General features: G+C 40.1%; 17 protein-coding genes. 3 read left to right on the forward strand and 14 right to left on the reverse strand.

Annotated elements, in window-relative coordinates:
• Positions 1-53 precede the first annotated feature (53 nt).
• The 3 genes from proB to JOD21_RS14290 all read right to left on the reverse strand — a co-directional run bounded on the left by proB (position 54) and on the right by JOD21_RS14290 (position 3,238).
• The gene (gene proB, locus JOD21_RS14280; RefSeq protein WP_041122572.1) at positions 54-1,175 is read right to left on the reverse strand and encodes a glutamate 5-kinase; all 1,122 of its coding nucleotides are present in this window, start codon (positions 1,173-1,175) and stop codon (positions 54-56) included.
• Between the two features lie 48 nt (positions 1,176-1,223).
• Complete coding sequence (gene proC / locus JOD21_RS14285; RefSeq protein WP_204730303.1) at positions 1,224-2,072, reverse strand: pyrroline-5-carboxylate reductase; 849 nt, start codon at positions 2,070-2,072, stop codon at positions 1,224-1,226.
• Positions 2,073-2,389: 317 nt separating this feature from the next.
• Positions 2,390-3,238, reverse strand: a complete 849-nt coding sequence (locus tag JOD21_RS14290) for a gamma-glutamylcyclotransferase (RefSeq protein ID WP_204730268.1) — start codon at positions 3,236-3,238, stop codon at positions 2,390-2,392.
• A gap of 70 nt (positions 3,239-3,308) precedes the next feature.
• Between JOD21_RS14290 and JOD21_RS14295 the strand changes: the two genes are divergently transcribed.
• A complete protein-coding gene (locus tag JOD21_RS14295) occupies positions 3,309-3,545 on the forward strand; it encodes a hypothetical protein (protein ID WP_204730269.1) in 237 nt (78 codons plus the stop codon).
• 85 nt (positions 3,546-3,630) lie between these two features.
• On the opposite strand, the gene JOD21_RS14300 is transcribed toward JOD21_RS14295, so the two are convergent.
• The 7 genes from JOD21_RS14300 to JOD21_RS14330 form a co-directional block, all read right to left on the reverse strand.
• A complete protein-coding gene (locus tag JOD21_RS14300; protein WP_204730304.1) occupies positions 3,631-5,046 on the reverse strand; it encodes an alanine/glycine:cation symporter family protein in 1,416 nt (471 codons plus the stop codon).
• Positions 5,047-5,226: 180 nt separating this feature from the next.
• Positions 5,227-7,650 carry a DNA topoisomerase IV subunit A gene (gene parC, locus JOD21_RS14305; protein WP_204730270.1) on the reverse strand — a complete coding sequence of 808 codons (2,424 nt, stop codon included), beginning with the start codon at positions 7,648-7,650 and terminating at the stop codon, positions 5,227-5,229.
• Between the two features lie 3 nt (positions 7,651-7,653).
• Positions 7,654-9,606 carry a DNA topoisomerase IV subunit B gene (gene parE, locus JOD21_RS14310; protein WP_204730305.1) on the reverse strand — a complete coding sequence of 651 codons (1,953 nt, stop codon included), beginning with the start codon at positions 9,604-9,606 and terminating at the stop codon, positions 7,654-7,656.
• 218 nt (positions 9,607-9,824) lie between these two features.
• Positions 9,825-10,235 (reverse strand): CoA-binding protein, encoded by a 411-nt coding sequence (locus JOD21_RS14315; RefSeq protein ID WP_204730271.1) that lies wholly within the window; start codon positions 10,233-10,235, stop codon positions 9,825-9,827.
• Positions 10,236-10,247: 12 nt separating this feature from the next.
• A complete protein-coding gene (locus JOD21_RS14320) occupies positions 10,248-11,162 on the reverse strand; it encodes a glycine betaine ABC transporter substrate-binding protein (protein WP_204730272.1) in 915 nt (304 codons plus the stop codon).
• 14 nt (positions 11,163-11,176) lie between these two features.
• Positions 11,177-11,824 (reverse strand): ABC transporter permease subunit, encoded by a 648-nt coding sequence (locus tag JOD21_RS14325; RefSeq protein ID WP_204730273.1) that lies wholly within the window; start codon positions 11,822-11,824, stop codon positions 11,177-11,179.
• Entirely contained in the window at positions 11,821-12,792 is a 972-nt protein-coding gene (locus JOD21_RS14330) for an ABC transporter ATP-binding protein (protein ID WP_204730274.1), read from the reverse strand. The genes JOD21_RS14325 and JOD21_RS14330 overlap by 4 nt, the downstream gene beginning before the upstream one ends.
• A gap of 180 nt (positions 12,793-12,972) precedes the next feature.
• Between JOD21_RS14330 and plsY the strand changes: the two genes are divergently transcribed.
• Complete coding sequence (plsY, locus tag JOD21_RS14335; protein ID WP_204730275.1) at positions 12,973-13,557, forward strand: glycerol-3-phosphate 1-O-acyltransferase PlsY; 585 nt, start codon at positions 12,973-12,975, stop codon at positions 13,555-13,557.
• A gap of 30 nt (positions 13,558-13,587) precedes the next feature.
• Here plsY and JOD21_RS14340 read toward each other — a convergent pair whose 3' ends face one another.
• Positions 13,588-13,836 carry a hypothetical protein gene (locus JOD21_RS14340; RefSeq protein WP_204730276.1) on the reverse strand — a complete coding sequence of 83 codons (249 nt, stop codon included), beginning with the start codon at positions 13,834-13,836 and terminating at the stop codon, positions 13,588-13,590.
• A gap of 99 nt (positions 13,837-13,935) precedes the next feature.
• Here JOD21_RS14340 and JOD21_RS14345 point away from each other — a divergent pair, with 99 nt between their 5' ends.
• Complete coding sequence (locus tag JOD21_RS14345) at positions 13,936-14,229, forward strand: HesB/YadR/YfhF family protein (RefSeq protein ID WP_204730277.1); 294 nt, start codon at positions 13,936-13,938, stop codon at positions 14,227-14,229.
• A gap of 19 nt (positions 14,230-14,248) precedes the next feature.
• Here JOD21_RS14345 and JOD21_RS14350 read toward each other — a convergent pair whose 3' ends face one another.
• The 3 genes from JOD21_RS14350 to JOD21_RS14360 form a co-directional block, all read right to left on the reverse strand.
• On the reverse strand, positions 14,249-14,554 hold the full coding sequence (locus JOD21_RS14350; RefSeq protein ID WP_204730278.1) for a hypothetical protein: 306 nt from the start codon (positions 14,552-14,554) through the stop codon (positions 14,249-14,251).
• Positions 14,554-14,997: an acyl-CoA thioesterase gene (locus JOD21_RS14355; protein ID WP_204730279.1), complete on the reverse strand. Its 444-nt coding sequence runs from the start codon at positions 14,995-14,997 to the stop codon at positions 14,554-14,556. Before JOD21_RS14355 ends, JOD21_RS14350 begins: the two co-directional genes overlap by 1 nt.
• 101 nt (positions 14,998-15,098) lie before the next feature.
• Positions 15,099-15,233, reverse strand: a complete 135-nt coding sequence (locus JOD21_RS14360) for an FbpB family small basic protein (protein WP_204730280.1) — start codon at positions 15,231-15,233, stop codon at positions 15,099-15,101.
• Between the last annotated feature and the right edge of the window lie 117 nt (positions 15,234-15,350).

Consider the following 15,350-nt stretch of genomic DNA (forward strand, 5'->3'; position numbering starts at 1 on the left):
TAACCACTCCTTGAGAGTTTTTTATTTCGATTTATCTGATTCATTTATTCATTTTAGACGCCAAGTGGAATCGCTACATCAAGTTCACATACAAAGGATTCACTGTTAATGGCTGCTTCAGCGTTTTGATTAGTCTGTTCAAGCTGGAATTGTTCAAGATCTTTAGATGAATAATTTACTACTCCAAGACCAAGTTTATTATTGTCAGTATCAAGGATGCGTACGACGCTTCCCTTTTTAAAATATCCGTTGATCTGATAGATCTGACTAGGCTGCAGATTGCCTTTTTCATTCACAATTACATCCTTAGCATTTTTGTCAATCAGAATTTCACCTTCAGGCCCTGAATTAAATGCAATCCACTGGCGTTTACGGTCAAGATTGATATCGATCTTTTCAAGTTCAAAATACGTTCCGCGTGCAGTTTCATTGACTGCTTCCACGATGATGTTTTTCACACCGGCTTTACCCAGGAATGATGGAATTCCTGATGCCATGGAGATTTTAAATGCGTCAATTTTAGATCGCATACCGCCAGTGCCGACAGCTGAACCTGGTTCACCAGCCATATCCTCAATTTGAGGTGTGATTTCAGTTACTTCTTTCAGCAATTCAGCATCAGGGTTTTTACGTGGGTCATCGTTATAAAGCCCGTCAATATCAGATAAAATCACTAACTGATCTGAATCCACAAGCCCTGCAACTTTTGCTGATAATGTATCATTATCTCCAAATCTTAATCTGTCAGTTGTCACAGTGTCATTTTCGTTTACAATCGGAACAATACCACGCTCGAGCAGCACGTTAATTGTATTTCTGACATTGTTATAGCGTGTTTCATCGGAGAAATCACTGCGTGTAATTAAGATTTGTGAAGCTGCGTATCCGTGAGAAGTAAATAACTCAGAATACGTTTCAATCAGACGGCCCTGTCCGATAGCTGCCGCTGCCTGTTTTTCAGGTAAAGATGATGGGCGGTTAACAAACCCAAGCGTTCTGTATCCCGCTGCGACTGCACCTGAAGATACTAATACAACTTCATGCCCGTCATCTTTCAGTTCAGCTACCTGATCTGTAATACGCTGAATCTTTCTGCGGCTGATATCACCTGATGAACTTGTCAATGAACTGCTTCCAATTTTAATTACGACTCTCTTTTGATTATCCGATGTCATGCTATCACTCCTGATTTAAAGATTTCAATATCTATTTGGTCGTTACATTTACTGTACTGTTACTTTAGCCATTTGTTCTGTTATCTCTTTTGAACGGTTCATTGCACCTTCAATTGCTGCTTTAATCGCATTGCCACCGCCATTTTCATTCAGTGCATCCAGACCAGCAGCAGTTGTACCGTTTGGTGATGTTACATTTTGTCTTAATTCTGTTGGTGTTTCTTCACGTTCAATCATCATTTTCGCTGCGCCAAGAATCGTTTGGGCACCAATTTCACGTGCCTGCTTAACATCCATTCCATTCGCTTCAGCAGTTTTTTCAATATGCTCCATTAAATAGTAGAAGTAAGCTGGTCCGCTACCGGCGATTCCTGTGAATAGATCCATCTGATCTTCTTCTATCACATAGACTTCACCGATTGACGAAAGTAAGCTTTTAGCCAGCTTTACGTTTTTCATCGTCACGTTTTGTCCGGGTGAGATCGCTGTAGCAGATTCTCTCAGCATACTTGACGTATTCGGCATTACCCGGATGACCTGTTGTCCTTCGTTCAGATTATCTTCCATAAATTCAGTAGAGATGCCGGCAAGTACGCTCATCACAACCTGATCAGGTCTGATATGATCTTTAATTGATCTTAATGAAGTTTCAGCGTCCTTTGGCTTCATCGCCATAAAGATCACATCATATGAAGAAAGCTGTAATTTATCCCTCATAATTCCCTGAATGCCGTACTCATTGTGAAGTTCAAGTAAACGGTCCGCATTACTTCTGTTTGTTGCAGTTACCTGACGAGGCTCTAATGTTCCAGTTTTAACAATCCCTGAAATCATTGCCTCTGCCATATTTCCTGCTCCGATAAATGCGACTCTTAAATCTTTACTCAATGTGCCCATCTCCTTTGTTTTCACGTTTATTTTCAAATGTATTGTTCGGTTTTTTGTTCGCTTTTTTAATCACGAGTATTATCGTAACACGTAGGGATATACACGCAAGGGAAAACTTGAAGGTAGTGAGTTAGAAGCAGATAAAGGGAGTGAAAGCGTTATCAAAGGGGTGAGATTTCGTATAAATCCGAATTTTGCCTTCTCAACAGAGCAGAACACGGAATATCGGGATATTTAAATGTAAGAGTTTAGTTCTTTCCTATATAAATTATAAATTTATATAAAAAGCCCCTGTAAATGCTTTGAGCATTTACAGGGGCTTACTATCAGCTTTTGTCCAGCTTAATTTCAAGGTTAAACTTCTTCATCAAGTCATTCATAAGCTTGCTATGATATTCATCACTGACTACACCTTTTGAACCTCTGATAATTTCAGTGGCATAATGCAGTGGTGGTGCAGCTTCATCAACTGGATCAAGTACGATAAAGGTAATACATTTGTGATAATGAATCCCATCAACCGTTACATCAACCATTGCAGGACGGTACATCCCACTGTCGACTCCTTCACGTTTAAATAAATATTCCACAGCATTCTGGTTTACTTTATATAAGACACCTTCACCCTGTCCACCTGTTTCAATGATATTTGCTCTTCCGCCATCATGAACACTCAATGAATAATTCATTTCCAGTCTGTCTACTTTCCCGCCGCCTATTTTGTTCAAAAATAGATGGTCTACCTTCGCAAGCCGGAACCGTTCATCATCCATGCATGAGCCATAGGCAAAATAATATTGAATCGGACGGTCCATCTCCATGTGTATCAGCCAGTCATTAAAACGGATTTCCTCTTTCAGTTCAGTCTGATGATCTGCTATATGGGTATATGCGGTCTGTTCACCGAGGTGGTCAGTAATGACTGTAATTTTCATCAGATCACCACTCAATGAGAATAATTTTTTTAATTCTTCACTCTTCTGAGAGCTGACTTCATATAATTCCCCATAAGAACGTTCATCTTCTTCTATTTTCAAAATTGGATCGAGATTACCGGCTAAAAACAATTTTCCTTTTGTCCATGCCTGGGAAGCAACCAGCTGTTCATCTTTCAAAATAGCATCTCTGCTTCCATGTTTTCTTAACGTACCATATACAAAAAATAATTCACTCATTAAAAACGCTCCTTTACATTTCCTCTTCATTCGTACACTTGTTCGTGCTACACTATGAATGGTGATGAACATGAATCTTATTCGCTGGAGTTATGCAGGGCGCGGAAGAGTAAGGGCTTATTTTGAAGAATTCCCTCACTCTATTGTGTACCTGTCACGAATCCGCAAAAAATATTTTGTAAGATATGTTGATTGGAATCAACTTGATCCTGTTGTCGAGCGCAGTGACCTTCAGGGCTTTGAGCACTCAGTCAATGAAGCCCTTGCAGATGAGTTTACGATAAATAAGGAATCAAGTAAATTTTAATTCATTAATATTTTTCTTTTACAGGTCCAGACTCATAAAAATCGGCCCGACCTTCATTACAAGCGAAGGTCGGGCCGATTTAATTTTATTCTTTTTCAGGACCGTCATCCCAGCATTCAGTATTTTTCAAATTAGGAATACTGTTTTTATAAAATACCGGATCGAGTCCCTGTTTCTTTTGCCTATTGTAATCCTGTAAGACCTTGAAAGCGAGCGGTGCCATTATTGAGATCGCAATTAAGTTAATCAGCGCCATCGTACCCATTGATACATCAGCAAGATTCCATACAACCCCAAACTCCTGAACCGCTCCAAAATAGACCATACCGACCACGATGAATCGATAGATATTAACATACAGCATATTATTACGGATAAATTCGATATTTGTTTCACCGTAATAATAGTTCCCTACAATTGAACTGAATGCAAAGAGGAAAATTGCAACACTGATGAATCCTGCTGCCCAGTCCCCTACATGATAAGCAAGCGCATCCTGAGTTAACTGAATACCATCACTGCCATTCAGATATTCATTAGACATAATGATGATTAAAGCTGTAGCGGTACAAATGATAATTGTATCAACAAAAACACCAAGTGCCTGAATCAGTCCCTGCTTGGCAGGGTGTGTAACCCCTGCTGTTGCAGCAGCATTCGGTGCACTACCCATACCTGCTTCATTAGAGAAAAGCCCTCTTTTAACTCCGTTCAGGATCGCTGCACCAATACCACCTGAAACAATTTCAGTAAAACCAAAAGCATTACTGAAAATGATCTGGAACATTGGGAATACAAGATCCAGATTCGTAACAAGAACAAACAATGCTAGCAATATATAAAGAATGGCCATAATCGGTACAACAATACTAGTTACTGCGGCTACACGTTTAACCCCGCCAAATATAACAATTGCAGTAAGTACAACAAGCACAAGTCCTACGATCTGTCTATCCCATCCAAATGAGCCCTCTAAAGCCAGAGAAATTGTGTTGGACTGGACTGAATTAAATACCAGTCCGAATGTGATGGAAATGATTATAGCAAATATAATACCTAACCATCTTGCATTGAGTCCTTTTTCCATGTAATAAGCCGGACCGCCACGAAATCCATCCTTCTCGTCATCCACTTTATAAACCTGTGCTAAAGTAGATTCCACAAATGCTGTAGCAGAACCAACCAGTGCGATGATCCACATCCAGAACACTGCTCCCGGTCCGCCAAGAGCGATAGCGGTTGCTACACCGGCCAGGTTTCCAGTACCAACGCGGGATGCAGTCGAAATTGTGAATGCTTTAAAAGAAGATATTCCTTTTCTCCCTTTAGAAGAGATCGTGGTCTTTTCTGTTAGCAGTTTGAGCATGTCACCAAATGAGGTGAATTGTAAGAAGCGCCCTCTGATTGTAAAGTAAAGTCCGCAGCCAATTAATACAATAATTAATATGTAGTCCCATAAAATACCGTTAATCGCTGTCGCTGCATTGTCAATAATAGAAATAAAATGAAGCGTCTCCAAATGGATTCCCCCTTTTAAAGTAATTTCTTTGTTAAAGTTTGCTGTAAATTTACACTCCGGCTGTACGAAAACAACTTTACCTATAACACAGCTAAAGTTTTACAAATAAAAACGGAATAGAAGAAGGCTAGTCCCTCTTCCATTCCCAATATTAACCGTATTTTAAACATCTATGGCAGCGGCCGTTTTCCATGTCTTTATCACAGTTCCCTTTTCTGCCTCATCAATGATAAATGAACCATTTGAATATCTGTCATTTGGACGCAGCTTTACCGGTGTGACAGACGTGCGTATTCCCCTGTCAGTCTCAAGCATATATTCATCATCCACATCGATTTTAAACAGTTGCACAAGTCTGTGAGGGTTTTTCTTCAGTTCCCTCAGCATAATCAGCCCTCTGTTTGCTCTAGTTCCCAGATCAAACTCTTTAGCTGACATCTTTTTCACGGCTCCTCGCTGAGTTACCGCAAGAAGATGATCATCGTCTTCTGCAATAAAAGCCGATACTACATAATCACCATCTTTTAATTTTATACCCTTTACGCCTGCAGCACGCTGACCCACCATGCTCACTTCTTCTTCCTTAAAGCGTAGTCCGTATCCATAATGCGTGCCAAGCATCAATGTACGATTCCCATCAGTTCTGTGTACAGCGATGAGTTCATCGTCTTTTTTCACATTCAAACCAACAAGCGCTCTCGCTGTTCTTTGCGCATTGTACAGTTTCAATTCTGACTTTTTCACCATTCCCTTTTTGGTAATAAAAATCAGTGAATCATGCTCGAAGCTTTTTACGCCTTCAGCATGAACAATTTCTTCATCCTTATCTGAAGAAACGATTGAAGAAAAATGCTGACCGAGATCCTTCCACCTGATTTCAGGCAGTGTATGCACAGGAAAATGAATATAGTTTCCTTTATTAGTAAATAAGAGCAACGAATCAGTCGTATTAATATTCAGCAGTGACAGAAGCTTATCAGTTTCTTTCATCGCAAGGTCCTGCCCATTAGACGCTGCGTAGGATCGTTGTGATGTACGCTTAATATAACCATCTTTTGTGACTGACACTACTACGTCTTCACTCGCAACCAGGACCTCCATATTAATTTTCAATTCTTCAATCTTGTCTTCAATTACAGAGCGTCTGTTATCTTCGTACTGCTTTTTGATACCCTTAAGCTCTTTTTTGATGACTGACATCAGTTTTGAGTCACTTGTCAGAATTGCATCAAGCTGACTGATCTTTTTATCAAGTTCATCAGATTCCTTTTGAAGTGCGGTTACATCAGTATTTGTCAGGCGGTATAGCTGAAGGGATACGATCGCTTCAGCCTGCGCTTCAGTAAATGCGTATTGCTGTTCAAGATTATTTTTCGCATCTTTTTTATCTTTTGATCCACGGATTGTTTCGATCACCTGATCAAGAATTGAAAGTGCTTTTATTAATCCTTCAACAATATGCTTGCGCTTCATCGCTTTGTCATAGTCATACTTTGTTCTTCTCGTAACTACTTCTTTTTGATGTCCAATATATGCGTCCAGCAGATCACGAAGCCCCATTAGCATTGGGCGTTTTTTATGAATAGCGACCATATTGAAATTATAGTGAACCTGGAGATCTGTATTTTTGTAAAGAAAATTAAGCACACCACTTGTATCTGCTTCTTTTTTTAACTCAACTACGATTCTGAGACCTGTACGATCCGTTTCATCTCTTACTTCGGCGATACCTTCCACCTTCTTATCGGCACGGTATTCATCCATTCTCTTTACTAGAACGGCTTTATTTACTTCATAGGGTAATTCTGTAATCACCAGCTGCTGTTTCGCACCACGGATATCTTCAATATCCACTTTTCCACGAATGACAATTTTCCCTTTTCCAGTTTCATAGGCGTTTTTAATTCCATCAACACCCTGAATAATACCTCCGCCGGGGAAATCCGGACCCTTTATAACTGTCATGAGATCTTCAACAGTCGAGTCAGGTTTTTCAATTCTCATTACAGCAGCATCAATTACTTCGCCCAGATGGTGTGGTGGAATTTCAGTCGCATAACCGGCTGAGATACCAGTAGAGCCGTTTACCAGCAGGTTCGGGTATCTAGCAGGAAGCACAACCGGCTCTTCAGAAGTATCATCGAAGTTTGAAATATGATCCACTGTATCTGATTCAATGTCTCTTAACAGTTCAGTTGATATAGCTGAGAGTCTTGCCTCTGTATATCTCATCGCTGCAGCGGGATCTCCATCAATACTTCCGTTATTACCATGCATCTCAACAAGAAGGTTTCTTACTTTCCAGCTCTGACTCATTCTCACCATGGCTTCATAAACAGAGGAATCTCCATGAGGGTGGTAATTACCAATCACATTCCCGACTGTTTTTGCAGATTTTCTGAATCCTTTTAAGTGTGTATTACCTTCCATATGCATCGCATAGAGAATTCTGCGCTGAACGGGCTTTAGACCGTCCCGCGCATCAGGCAATGCTCTTTCCTGAATAATATATTTACTGTAACGGCCAAATCTGTCCCCTAACACTTCTTCAAGAGGAAGATCCTGAAAGCGTTCTGTCGCTGTCATTAATTATTCCTCCTCTGATGTCATCATTTGTTCATTTTCAAGAATATTTTCATTCTCTTCAAGGCCAAACTCTACGTGAGCTTCAATCCACTTTCTTCTGGGCTCTACTTTATCTCCCATCAGTGTAGTTACTCTTCGTTCCGCTCGAGCACCGTCATCAATCCGGACTCTGATTAATGTTCTGGTTTCAGGGTCCATCGTTGTTTCCCAGAGCTGTGAAGGGTTCATCTCCCCTAAACCTTTATAGCGCTGGAGCGTATATCCTTTACCAACTTTTTGGGTTACACTGCCCAGTTCATCATCAGTCCACGCATATTCAATGACTTCTTTCTTACCTGAGCCTTTACTTACTTTATAAAGTGGCGGAAGGGCAATATAAACTCTCCCTGCTTCCACGAGCGGCTTCATGTAACGGTAAAAGAAAGTCAGCAGAAGTACCTGTATATGTGCACCATCAGTATCAGCATCAGTCATAATCACGATTTTGTCATACTGCACATCATCAAGATTAAAGTCTGGTCCCACGCCTGCACCAATCGCATGAATGATTGTATTGATCTCTTCATTCTTAAAAATATCAGCAAGCTTTGCTTTTTCTGTATTAACAACCTTACCACGCAGCGGCAATACCGCCTGGAACTTACGGTCGCGTCCCTGCTTGGCTGAACCGCCTGCTGAGTCCCCCTCAACCAGGTAGAGTTCATTTTTTGCAGCATTTTTTGATTGGGCAGGTGTAAGCTTTCCGGAAAGAATCGTATCAGATTTTTTTCTCTTTTTTCCGTTTCTGGCATCTTCCCTAGCCTTTCTTGCTGCTTCTCTTGCCTGCTGCGCTCTGATTGCTTTTTTAATGAGCATTGAACTGATATCAGGATTCTCCTCTAAGAAATAGAGCAGTTTTCCTGCAACCACTCCATCAACAGCAGAACGAGCTTCCGATGTGCCAAGTTTCCCTTTTGTCTGGCCTTCGAACTGAAGGATCTGTTCAGGAACCCTGATCGAAACAATACTTGCAAAACCTTCCCGTATATCGCTGCCTTCAAGGTTTTTATCTTTGTCTTTTAACAGACTGACTTTTCTTGCATATTCATTAAATACCCGGGTTACTGCAGTTTTAGCCCCTGCCTCATGCGTTCCGCCATCCTTTGTTCTGACGTTATTTACAAAAGAAAGAATGGTTTCAGAGAATCCGTCATTAAATTGGAATGCAAACTCGACTTCTATGTCAGCCTGTTCCCCTTCAAATGATACGACCGGATGAAGAATATCTTTTTCTTCGTTCAAGTATGAAACAAAAGCTTCAATACCTGTGTCAAACTGAAACACTTCTTTTTTATCATCACGGAGATCTGCTATTTCAATCGCAAATCCTTTTAACAAAAAAGCACTTTCTCTCAGTCTTTCACTCAACGTCTCATAATTAAAGTGAGTTGTACTGAATATTGAAGGGTCCGGTTTAAAATGAATCAGCGTTCCTGTTTCTTTCGTTGAACCTTTCTTTTCAAGCGTTGTTACCGGTTTGCCTCCATTTTCAAAACGCTGTTTAAAAACAGAGCCATCACGGTAAATCGTGACATCCAGCCATTCGGAAAGTGCATTCACAACTGATGCACCTACGCCATGCAGACCTCCGCTTGTCTTGTAGCCACCCTGACCAAATTTTCCTCCAGCATGCAGTACCGTAAAGATTACTTCAGGTGTAGGCTTACCGGATCTGTGCATCCCTGTAGGCATACCCCTCCCGTAATCGCGAACAGATATACTGTTATCTTCATGTATTTTCACATCGATCTGTCTGCCAAATCCGCCTAGCGCTTCATCTACAGAGTTGTCAACGATCTCATAAACAAGGTGATGAAGGCCGCGTGCATCAGTAGAGCCAATATACATACCGGGTCTTTTCCGGACTGCGTCTAAGCCCTCTAACACCTGGATGGCATCATCGTTATATTCCATCATTGCTTTTTTAGCCACTAAAATTCCCCTTCCAACTATACAAACAGGTGTTCGTTTTTCTTTATTATATCATATAAATATTGTACCCATCATATTCTATACTTATTTTATCAGGCTTTTCAAATGCAATCAGATAAATTCATTATGTCAACCCGTATTATTTTTAAATTTATTTGTTAAATAACAGAAAAAAGCACTGCAATTAAGCAGTGCCTCACATATCAGGGACGTGTAATACTGTGTTCTACTTTAATACACCGGTCCATAATCACTTTTCTACCTTTTTCAGTCAATTTCTGAAAAACTTCTTCATCAATCACATCAAGCTGTGTCCAGAACACCGGTGCATCTGTCTCAAGATAGTCATCGGCGAGCTCTTTTAAAAACTCTGAACGTCTGAATACATTTACGATATCCACTGACTCTGGCAGATCCTTAAGGCTTGAAACCGCCTCAACGCCAAGTGCCTCTTTGATCATAGGGTTCACAGGGATAATTTCATAACCGGCGTCCTGCATGGCTTTTGACACGCTATAAGACGTTCTTGCCGGATTATCACTGAGCCCTACAACAGCTATTTTCTTTGACTGCTGCAGAATCGATCTGATTTCATTGCGATCAGGATTTTCCATTGTAAACACTCCTTATTCTTCAATAAGTCCTTTACCTGTTAGAAATTCTTCCGCTACAGTTCTGTAATCTTCTCCATCAATGTCTACTTTTGCGTTCATTTCCTGCATTTCTTCTGCTGAAATTTGTCCATATAATCCACTTAATACCTCTTCAAGCTCAGGATAATTATCAAGAATTTCCTGTCTTACAACCGGCACAGCATCATACTTAGGGAAAAACCCTTTATCATCTTCGGTAGTGGCCAGATCAAAGCGTTCGACACGACCATCAGTAGTGAATGCCGGAATCACATCAATTTCTCCTGTTCTGACAGCATCGTACATGATACTTGGATCAAAGCTTTCAGCGGATTCAAATTCAAAGCCGTAAGCTTCAACAAGGGCATCATATCCGTCAGCTTCTCTTTCATAAAATGGGTGAGGAGCACCGAAAGTTAAGTCGCTGCTGATTTCAGCTAATTCACTGTATGTCGATGCATCGATACCTTCGCCCTTTCTATATGCCATTGTATAACTGTTTTCAAATCCCAATGGTTCCAGCCATGTCACATCAAAACGCTCTTCATAGCCTTCTCTAACCCGTTCAAGAACAGAGTCACTACTTTCCCCCTGCTCAGCTTTTTCATTTAAGACCGCTTCAAGTCCGGTACCTGTGTATTCAATGTACATATCAATATCGCCGTTTTCTAAAGACGGTGTAAGAATTGATACTTCCCCAAGCCCTTCTTCAAGCTCTACCTCGTAATCAGAATTCCCCTCAATATATAGTTCCATAATGTGTGGAAGAATATATTGTTCTGTCCATGGCTTTCCGGCAACGATAATCGGTTCACTGCTCTCTCCTGAACTGCTGTCACTTCCACATGCACCAAGTATGCCTGACAGGGCAATTAGTGATGCTCCTGCGATCATTTTTTTCTGTTTCATATTGTCACTCCTCATTATGATTTTAACCCTTTAGGTGTCGTCTTTTTCTCTAACGTTTTTAAAATAAAGTCAAATAGCAGTGCCAGCAGTGCTACCGGTATTGCACCAGCCAGTACAAGGCTGTTGTTATAAGACTGAAGACCTCTCCAGATCACATCACCAAGTCCACCTGCGCCAACGAAAGTTGCAAGTGTAGCCACACCTACAGTCAGAACAGTTGCAGTTCTGATACCTGCCATCAAAAACGGTAAGGATAATGGCAGTTCTATTTTAAATAGTATCTGACGGTCCGTCATTCCCATTCCTTTGCCTGCTTCAATGACTGCCTGATCTACTCCTGTAATGCCTGTATAAGTATTCCGCAGGATAGGCAGTAATGCGTAAATGATCAGTGCAATCAGAGCTGTTTCAAAACCTATCCCCATAATCGGCACTAAAAAACCAAATAATGCAAGACTCGGTATGGTTTGAAATACTGCGGTTACACCAATATAGAATTCTGCAACTTTCTGCTTTCTGGAAATAAATATTCCAAGAGGAAGACTGATTATTATGGCAATGAAAATAGCAGTAAACGATAAATATAAATGCTCAAGCGTTGCTTCCACGATCAGATCCTGACGGGAAGTCACAGTGTCAATAAATGTCTGAAAAAAATTCACTGCAGCGCCTCCTCTTCATCGATACCGGCGAGTGCGGCAAGCAATCGATCTTTATGAACAGAACCAGTAATTTTATCGTTTTCAATTACAGCAGCTGAGTCTGTTTTGTTGGCAATCAGATATCTGACAGTTTCTTTGATCGATGAAGATGCATCAATTGTGTACTCAGACTGATGAGGTTCTGTGGTTCTGTCAATGTAAGCGTGGATACTTTGTCTGGAATGATCACTGAGGTATGTCTGTATCCGTTCTTCTCCAATAAATGATCTGACAAAATCGTTTGCAGGTTCGCGCAACAGTTGTTCAGGTGAAGCAATCTGCTGGATTACACCGTCTCTTAATAAAACAATTTCATCAGCGATTTTTAGTGCTTCATCCATATCATGTGTTACAAAAACAATGGTCTTTTTGATTTTCAGCTGAAGCTGCTTTAATTCATCCTGAAGCTGCTCACGGCTGATCGGATCAAGTGCACTGAATGGTTCATCCATCAGTATAATAGGCGGCTCGTCAGCAAGTGCTCTGACAACTCCTACGCGCTGCTGCTGGCCTCCGCTTAACTCTAATGGATACCTCTTTTTATAAGTATCAGGATCAAGCCCTACAAGGTTTAACAGCTCATTAACTCTGTCCTGATATTCAGCTTTCTTTTTACCTTTCAGCTTAGGTATCAATCCTACATTTTCTTCAATTGTCATATGCGGGAATAATCCGATACGCTGAATGACATAGCCTATACTTCTTCTGAGTTCAACTTCTTTTACATCAGCTGTGTCTTTGCCATCTATCTCAATCGTCCCGGATGTGATGCTGATCAGTCTATTAATCATTTTCATCGTCGTTGTCTTGCCGCATCCGCTTGGACCGATAAGTGCAACCAGCTGACCTTCTTTAATATGTAAGTTCATGTCTTTGATTGCTTCCGTTCCGTCCGGAAATGTTTTTGATACATTTTTAAAAACTATCATAGATCTACCCCTTCCTATATCTATTATTACATTCCCTGGTCCAAATTTCATAAACTCTTTTAAGTCAGGATCTGTCGAATTATTTGCAGTCAAAAGCTGAGAATGACGAAAAGTTTATTTTCTCAATGTATTTTCATGATAATATAATAGTATTCATACATATTATAAGGAGAATTTATTATGGAAATTGGTCTTATACTTATAGCTGCTTACATACTCGGTTCTATTCCGTCCGGTCTCTGGATTGGGAAAATGTTTTATAAAAAAGATATCAGAAACTACGGCAGCGGAAACCTTGGTGCAACCAACACTTTCAGAACATTAGGTAAAAAAGCGGGAATTGTTGTTACTGTGATTGACATTTTAAAAGGAACGGCTGCTACACTGCTGCCTCTCCTAGCAGGACTGCCGGATTTAATGCTGATTGCAGGGGTTGCTTCAGTCATTGGTCATATCTTTCCAGTATTCGCCGGTTTTAAAGGCGGTAAAGCGGTAGCCACTTCTTCAGGTGTAGTCCTTGGATACGCACCAATTTTATTTGTACTGGTAGTGCTCGTATTTTTAATCGTCCTGAAGCTTTCAAAATACGTTTCACTTTCATCCATGTCAGCAGCATTATTCGGAATCATTTATTGCCTTGTTTTTACTAATGACCTGTTTTTAACACTAATTGTTGGTGTAATGTCAATTTTTATTGTGATAAGACATAAAGACAATATCGCACGAATCAAAAATAAAACTGAACCAAAAATAAAATGGATGTAGTAAAACCGCGACAACTGTGTCGCGGTTTTACTAATGAGAAAATAAATGCGGTGATAAAAAAATCATGACAATTGCTGCACCGGCAAGTACACTTGTACTCAACAGCCAGGCCTTGCGATTTTTACGGCTTAACATGATGAGGCCGGAGTATATAAGAGCACCTGCAGCAAGTGAAATCAGCGCCTCCACATAATATTTTGATTCAAGCTGAATAAAAACCTGTAATACAAGTCCTCCAAAAATAAATAAACCAATCCACGTAAAAAGATTTTTTTCCATGATAACACCCTTTCTTTGTCACAGGAAATTTTCTCATCTATAATAGGGACAAACCTAACAGCTGTTAAGTGATAACAGCCCCGAAAGGAGAATTTTCCGATGAATATAATCGTAACAGACGATGCGCTTGAATGGTTTAAAAATGAAATGCTGATTGAAGAAGGTGCCCATGTCAGGTTCTTTGCGAAATATGGCGGATCCAGTGCTGTACAGGAAGGATTCTCACTTGGCGTAGCCAAAGATGAACCTGGCGAACCTGCTGCTGAAACTGAAAAAGACGGGATACATTTTTTCGTTGAAGAAAGTGACTTATGGTACTTTGACGGGCATGATCTTCATGTAACATATGATGAAAAACTCGAAGGACCTGAATATGAATATAAAAAGTCTTAAACCGCAGAAATGCGGTTTTTTATTTTATATTGAACCGATTCATCTGCTCCTGCATTCCTTCTGCCTTTAAAATTTCAACTTGAACCCTGCCAATAAGGTCATAATGGGAGTAGCCATCTTCACGGATGTGAATCCATTCTTTTTTTAAACCATACTGCCTGCCCCAGTCATAGAGTTTTCCAAGATCTTTAGCTCCAACCTTTGTTACTGTCTTCATGTCGCCAAAACGATCATCCAGCCAATAGTGCGTGATAAAAGCAACCTTTCCTCTATCAATATCCTTTTTCCACTGAATAAGCTCCTGTCTTTTAAGTCCGAATGCCATTAAGGTCTGGTCTCCTGCATATCAGACAGCTTTTTATATTTTTTACATGCTTCATGCCACTCAGGAAAATACTTTCTGATTAATACCGGTCTGAAGTTATCTTTTTTAACACAAACGTGTTTACTTAATCCCGTAGCAGCAACCTTTCCATCTGCCAAAAGGATTTCATACCCGTAATGTGTCCGCAATCCATCATAATGATCAATCCATGTATGTACAGTGACATCGTCTCCATATTTTGCAGGACTCTTGTAGGAAATATTGATATCCATGACAGGCGCCAGAATCCCTTCTTCTTCCATATCAGTGTATTTAAATCCCATTTCTTCAATTAATGATGTTCGTCCAATTTCCATCCATACTAAATAATTAGCATGATAGACAACACCCATTTGATCTGTTTCAGCATAGCGTACTTCTATTTCTTTTTGTGCAACGAGCATGCAGAACCCTCATTTCATCTGTATATTCTTTTATTATAACGAAAAAATGAAGAGATCAAAAATAAAAGCACCCTATCCTGACTGGACAGAATGCGATCTGATTAACTTTTTTCAGTCCATGTAATCCATCTTTTCTCCAATCTTTCCTCAATCCGATCCATTTTCACAGGATCCTTTTTAATGTCAGATCGATTCTCAGCCAGCAATTCCTGAAATGACTTTCCTTTCACTCTCATTCAATTTCACCTCCTACTATCAGTATGTCACAATACAACTTCATTTAAACTGAATTATTTAAATTTTATAATTATTTTGCAGAAAAAAATCCGACAGCTGTTACACTGTCGGATTTA

It is taken from the genome of Jeotgalibacillus terrae (assembly GCF_016908195.1).
Classification (GTDB): domain Bacteria; phylum Bacillota; class Bacilli; order Bacillales; family Jeotgalibacillaceae; genus Jeotgalibacillus; species Jeotgalibacillus terrae.